The organism is Falsiroseomonas sp., from assembly GCF_051859025.1.
Taxonomy (GTDB): Bacteria; Pseudomonadota; Alphaproteobacteria; order Acetobacterales; family Acetobacteraceae; genus Falsiroseomonas.
The window spans coordinates 1-5,706 of sequence record NZ_JBHYGL010000035.1 but is presented as its reverse complement, the minus strand read 5'-3'; the positions used below and the strand labels follow the sequence as shown (position 1 = coordinate 5,706).

General features: G+C 68.2%; 7 protein-coding genes and 1 pseudogene. All 8 read right to left on the bottom strand.

Annotation, left to right across the window (positions count from 1 at the left end; genetic code table 11):
- A partial coding sequence (gene acsF, locus ACTIE5_RS23115; protein ID WP_439552085.1) for a magnesium-protoporphyrin IX monomethyl ester (oxidative) cyclase occupies positions 1 to 786 on the bottom strand: 786 nt, incomplete at its 3' end.
- Positions 786 to 1,106 (bottom strand): hypothetical protein, encoded by a 321-nt coding sequence (locus ACTIE5_RS23110; RefSeq protein ID WP_439552084.1) that lies wholly within the window; start codon positions 1,104 to 1,106, stop codon positions 786 to 788. The genes ACTIE5_RS23110 and acsF, both read right to left, overlap by 1 nt.
- Positions 1,103 to 1,552 carry a photosynthetic complex assembly protein PuhC gene (gene puhC / locus ACTIE5_RS23105; protein WP_439552083.1) on the bottom strand — a complete coding sequence of 150 codons (450 nt, stop codon included), beginning with the start codon at positions 1,550 to 1,552 and terminating at the stop codon, positions 1,103 to 1,105. The genes ACTIE5_RS23110 and puhC overlap by 4 nt, the downstream gene beginning before the upstream one ends.
- 18 nt (positions 1,553 to 1,570) lie before the next feature.
- Entirely contained in the window at positions 1,571 to 2,245 is a 675-nt protein-coding gene (gene puhB / locus ACTIE5_RS23100) for a photosynthetic complex putative assembly protein PuhB (RefSeq protein ID WP_439552082.1), read from the bottom strand.
- Positions 2,242 to 3,009, bottom strand: coding sequence for a photosynthetic reaction center subunit H (puhA, locus tag ACTIE5_RS23095; protein ID WP_439552081.1), 768 nt, complete (start codon positions 3,007 to 3,009; stop codon positions 2,242 to 2,244). The genes puhB and puhA overlap by 4 nt, the downstream gene beginning before the upstream one ends.
- A 30-nt stretch (positions 3,010 to 3,039) precedes the next feature.
- Entirely contained in the window at positions 3,040 to 4,479 is a 1,440-nt protein-coding gene (locus ACTIE5_RS23090) for a BCD family MFS transporter (RefSeq protein ID WP_439552080.1), read from the bottom strand.
- Complete coding sequence (gene bchM, locus ACTIE5_RS23085) at positions 4,476 to 5,177, bottom strand: magnesium protoporphyrin IX methyltransferase (protein WP_439552079.1); 702 nt, start codon at positions 5,175 to 5,177, stop codon at positions 4,476 to 4,478. The genes ACTIE5_RS23090 and bchM overlap by 4 nt, the downstream gene beginning before the upstream one ends.
- 1 nt (position 5,178) lies before the next feature.
- Positions 5,179 to 5,706 (bottom strand): annotated as a pseudogene (gene chlL / locus ACTIE5_RS23080) (ferredoxin:protochlorophyllide reductase (ATP-dependent) iron-sulfur ATP-binding protein); the annotation flags it as partial.

Here is a 5,706-nt window from a genome sequence, read left to right as displayed (position 1 = left end):
ATGGTCGCGCACATACATGGTGGCGAAGACCGCCAGCTGGAAGAACCGCACCCAGTAGGTATTGAAGCCGTGCAGCAGATGCGGGTTGGCGCGCATCAGCAGGGCGAAGGCCTCGCCATGCCGGAACTCGTCGTTGCACCAGTTCTCGAACCACTTGAAGATCGGGTGGAAGCGCAGTTCCGGGTGGCGTTCGAACTGGCGGAAGATGGTGATGTAGCGGGCGTAGCCGATCTTCTCGCTCAGGTAGGTGGCGTAGAAGATGAACTTCGGCTGGAAGTAGTGGTACTTCTTGGCCTTGGTCAGGAAGCCGAGGTCCACGCCGACGCCGAGATCCTTCAGCGCGTCGTTGATGAAGCCGGCGTGCCGGCTTTCATCCCGCGCCATGACGCTGAAGATGTCCTTCATGTCGGGATTCGTGACGCGCTTCTTGATCTCGGCGTAGAGGACGCAGCCCGAGAATTCGGCGGTGACGGAGCTGACCAGGAATTCGAGCAATTCCTTCTGCAGCGGCTCCGGCAGGGCCTTCAGGTCGAACTCGTCGAATTCCGCCGTGCGGGTGAAGTGGCCGCGATTCGGGTCGGCGTGGAATTCCGCCATCATCTTGTCCCACTGCTCGCGCACGGGCTCGATGCTGATCTTGTCCATCGCGGCGAAATCGGTGGTGTAGAAGCGGGGCGACAGCACCGTCTCGGTCAGCGCCATTTGCGTCGCGACGCCATCGGCATCGGGGCGGCCGCCCGGCGTCATGCCATTGGCGGTGAGGCCGCTGGGGGGGAGCGAGTCCATCACGTGCCCTCCCGCGCTTCGAAACCGCAATGGTAGAGCTCGGTCAGTTCGAAGATCGCGACCCATTGCGTCCAGAAACGCTGGAAGGCGTTGGCGCGGATCACGGTCGCACTCGTCTCGAAGGTATAGCGTTCGCCGAATTCCACGCGGCCGGTCGTGCCGTGCACGATCACCTGGTCGCCGGGATTGAGGAACACGTCCTCCGGCACCGCATAGGCATGGAAGCTGTCGGCGGTGCGTTCGATATCCACTGAACAGGGCACTTCGAGGGTTTCATTCCCACCGAAGATCGCCCGGCCCACTCCCCAGTGGCCGTTCATCTCTGGTTCTCCTTGGTTAACAGGAAACGTGCGAAGGCTTCGGCATTGGTCGTGCCGTAGGCGGCCAGGTCCAGCCGCGTGTGGGTTGCGGGATCTTCCAGCGTCAGCCGGCCATCGGACCAGCCGGTGAGGCGGAAGGGAGTCTCCTGGCCGATACCGCCGATCCGGCGTTCGCGCACCAGGCCACGCAGCGCGCCGCGGATGAAGCCATCCTCGCCCGGCGCGAGTTCGCCGATCGGCTGGCCGCTGCGCGCATCGGTGACGATGACGCCGCCATCGGCACGATCGGTGAACAGCAGGTCCCGCTGCGCATTCGCGTGGCCTTCATACTGCACGCCACCGCCGATGGGCGGCATCGTCGTCAGCGCGAGGGTCGCGGCGATGAGCAGCGCGGCGCCGAGGATCGGCCCCTTGCCGGAAAGCGGGTGCCGTATCGCCTGTGTCATCGTCCCCCCCTCCCCTTCTCAGGCCAGGGCCGCGGCGCCGGGGCGCGCGGTCTGGCGGTTGCTGTCGGCCGCCATGGCGGGGACCGGCATCGCCGCATGGGCGGCGAGCGCCCTTGCGAGAATCTGCGCGGCCTGGTCCGCATCGGCCAGCGCCCGCAGTGTGGGCTCTGGCCGCGCAACACGGAAGCTTTTCGTGTGGGGCCAGATCGCAATCCAGGCGACGCGGTGCGGCTTGGCCAGGGTCATGCTGATGTCGCCCGTGCCATCGCCGTGCTTCACCACGCCCGCGCTCTGCATCAGGGCGAAGGGCAGGCTGATGGTCATGGGCAAGGCGACGCCGACGCGCATCACGACGCGACGGTTGGTGATGGTGTAGAGCGAGGTCTTCGCCGCAAGGATGGCGAAGGCCGCCAGCAGGCCGATGGGCACCGCGCCCACCAGCAGCATCAGCAGGCCGCCCAGCACCGCATCGCTGGTGGAGGCACCCTCCGCCGCCATCGCCGTGCCGCGCAGCACGCCGATGAAGGCGAAGTAGAGGGCGAGGGCACGGAGATGGAGCGCGCGGCGCGCGATGCCACCCCAGCGCGGGGCGCCCTGCCAGAGGATGACCTCGCCCTCCGGCAGCACGGCCGGGAGGCCCGGAATGGGCTCCCCGTCATGCTCGAAGATCGGCAGCTTCTTCGTGCTGGTCATACGAAGGGCTCGCTGCGCTCCGGCGTGGCGTAGAAGTGGCCACCGCCGAAATAGGCGGCCACCTTGTCCTCCTCCAGCAGCGTGATCTGCTCGGGGTTCCGGATGCCCGGCGCGCCGGCCAGCTGTTCCGCCGTGACGGAGACGACCCGGACCACACCGTTGCTGTTCACGGTGGCGAGGAACATCGGCACGAGCACGCGGCGGTCGCTCCCGGTCACCTCAACCTCGAGGTAGCGGAGGATGTATTCGGACTTGTCCACCCAGAGGTCCACGACCACGGCGGCGATCTTGCCATCCAGCGTGCGAACCGGCTTGCCGCGGGGATCGGGGCAGGCCTCGTCCACCACCCAGCCCGGCGCGGCGCGCAGCGGCACGATCTTCGGCACGTTGTCGTCATAGGTCATGTCCGGCACATCGGCGCGATTGGCCCAGGAGGCCGGGCCGACGCCATCCTGCATCGCATTGCCCGTGGGGATCAGCGGTGCGCCCGGGTAGGGGTCCGCCGCGACCACATGGGCGCTGACATCACGCTCCGCTTCCCGCGCGGGGAAGTGGTCGGGATGCGCCAGCTTGAACACCTTGAGCTCCGGCACGCCAGGGAAGCCCTGGATGGGAGCGCGCAGCGGCTTGTCCGGCCGGTCGGACACCAGCGGATAGCCTTCCCGCTTCCCTTCACGGTGGAGCCAGAGCACCAGCCCCGTGAAGAAGGCGAAAAAGGCATAGAGCGACATCGCGGCGATATCGAAATTGACGGGCGTGGACATGCGGCCTCCGCTTCCTTGGATCCTGACGGGTTACACAGGCGCGGGGCCGGCAAGGCCGGTCCCGGTGACGGGCCGTGCGGCCACCTGGCGCTGCCTGCGCACCAGGGGACCGACGACGGCAAGAGTGACGAAGAGCAGCGCGATCTCGATGAGATAGACGCCGATGTAGCCGGTGGCAGGCCCGGTATAGCCATCGCCGAGCGCGCCGGATTCCGCCAGCGCGGAAATGCCATCGCGAAGCCCGCCGCCGAAGGCCATGGCGCAGCCCGCCGCGGTGGCCTGGACCGCGCCCCAGACGCCCAGCGCCAGGCCCGTCTGTTCCGGCGGCGCGGCCGCCATGCAGGCGGTCAGCGTCGCATGGCCGAAGAGCCCGGCACCGAAGCCGATGAGGGCCACGCCCATCGCGAAGATCAGCGTCGTCTCGAAGGGCGCGGCCAGGACGATCAGGCTGAAGCCGGCGATGCCGAACAACCCCCCATGCGCCGCGACCATGTGCGCATCCGTCCCCTGGCTGAGCCGCCGCGCGGCGCGCAGGAAGCCGCAGACCGCCGCGGCGGCGAGGCACGCCGACAGCGCCGTGGTGCCGCCGACCGACAGGCCAAGGATCTGGCCGCCATAGGGTTCGAGCAGCACATCCTGCATGGCGAAGCCGGCGGTGCCGAGCCCGGCGCCAAGCAGCCGGCGGTTCCAGGGGCCGGTCCGGCGCAGCATGCGGAAGCTTTCCAGGAAGCCCGGCTCCTCCGCATCGGTCTTCGCCGTGCGCGTCGGGTCGCGCGCTTCCTGCTGCCAGGCGGCGACGAAGTTCAGGATCAGCGTCAGCGCGGCGGCGCCCTGCACCACCTGGATCAGCCGGAGCTGCGAGAAATCCGCCAGCAGTGCGCCGAAGATCAGCCCCGCGAGCACCATGCCGAACAACTGCATGGCGGAGAGCATGGCGACGACATTGGGCTGCTGGTCGCGCGGGGACAAATCGGTCGCCAGCGCCAGGCCCACGGTCTGCACCATGTGCATGCCGGCGCCCGTCATCAGGAAGGCGATCGCGGCGGCGAGTTGCCCGGCCCAGGGATCGGCCCAGGTATCGCCGGACAGCACCAGCAGCGCGAAGGGCATCATGGCGAGCCCGCCGAACTGGATCGTCGTGCCGAGCCAGAGGTATGGTACGCGCTTCCAGCCGAGCACGGATTTGTAGTTGTCCGACCGGAAGCCGATCAGCGCGCGGAGCGGCGCGAAGACCAGCGGCAGGGCAACCATGCTGGCAACCAGCCAGGCCGGCACCTTCAACTCCACGATCATCACGCGGTTCAGCGTGCCGACCAGCAGGATCGCCGCCATGCCGCAGGAAATCTGGAACAGCGACAGGCGCAGCAGGCGCGACATCGGCAACCGTTCGGAGGTGGCGCTGGCGAAGGGCAGCAGATGCGGCCCCACGCCCTGCCAGAGACGGATGACGCGGCCGGGCTGCTTGCTCATTTCCGTCGCAGCTCCAGCGCCTGGGAGATGTAGAAGCCGCCGGCGACCCGCTTCTCCCGCCCGATGGTCCAGTCGCGCAGCGCGGGGTCGGCCTCGATCAGCGCGCGCAGATGCGCGGGCGCGACGGGGACGATGGAAGGGGCGCGATCGCCGCGCGGAAACAGCTTGCCCACATTGTGCATGGCGGCCAGCAGCTTCGTCCGGGGTGCGAAGGTGAAGACGATGGAGGAGGTGGTGCGCCGCGCCAGCATGCCCAGCACGCGGGTCACATCCGCGGGCTGGTAGTGGATCAGGATGTCCATGGCGACGATGTGGTCGAAGCGGCCGAAGCCCTCATCGAGCATGTCGCCGACATGGAAGGTCACCTGGCCGGCGCCGTGCTTGCCCTCGGTCCGCGCGCGGCCGAGTTCCACCAGGGTGGGGGAGATGTCGACGGCCACGACATCCGCGCCGCGCCGCGCGGCTTCCACCGCCAGCGCGCCGGTGCCGCAACCCGCATCGAGGACACGGCGCGTGGCCAGATCCCCGGGCAGCCAGGAGAGGAGCGTGTTGCGCATCTCCTCCCGCCCCTTCCGCACCGTGGCGCGGATGCGCCCTACCGGGGCGTCGGAGGTCAGCCTCTCCCACGCCTTGACCGCGGTGCGGTCGAAGTAGGTCTCAAGCTCGCCCCGGCGCGTCTGGTAGGTCGCGGTCGGCATGTCAGTCATACCCCAGCAGGTCGAAGATCTCCCGATCCTTCAGCGGCGTGGCATCCAGCGGCGTGACGCCGGCGAGGAGGCCGGCGGCGAGGCGCAGGTATTCCGCGCGCACGCCCTCGACTTCCGGGGAGCTGTCCATGTCGAACAGCGTCGCCTTCTTGAGGCGGGAGCGGCGGATCACGTCGAGGTCCGGAAGGTGCGCCAGCATCTTCATGCCGGTCGCGTCGTTGTACTTCTGGATCTGGTCGGTGTCCTTCGACCGGTTGACGATCACGCCACCCAGCCGGACGCCGTAATTGGCGGACTTCGCCTTGATGGCGGCGACGATGCGGTTCATCGCGAAGATGCTGTCGAAGTCATTCGCCGCGACGATCACGCCGCGATCGGCATGCAGCAGGGGCGCCGCGAAGCCGCCGCAGACCACGTCGCCCAGCACGTCGAAGATCACGATATCCGTGTCTTCCAGCAGGTGATGCTCCTTCAGCAGCTTCACCGTCTGGCCGACGACATAGCCGCCGCAGCCCGTGCC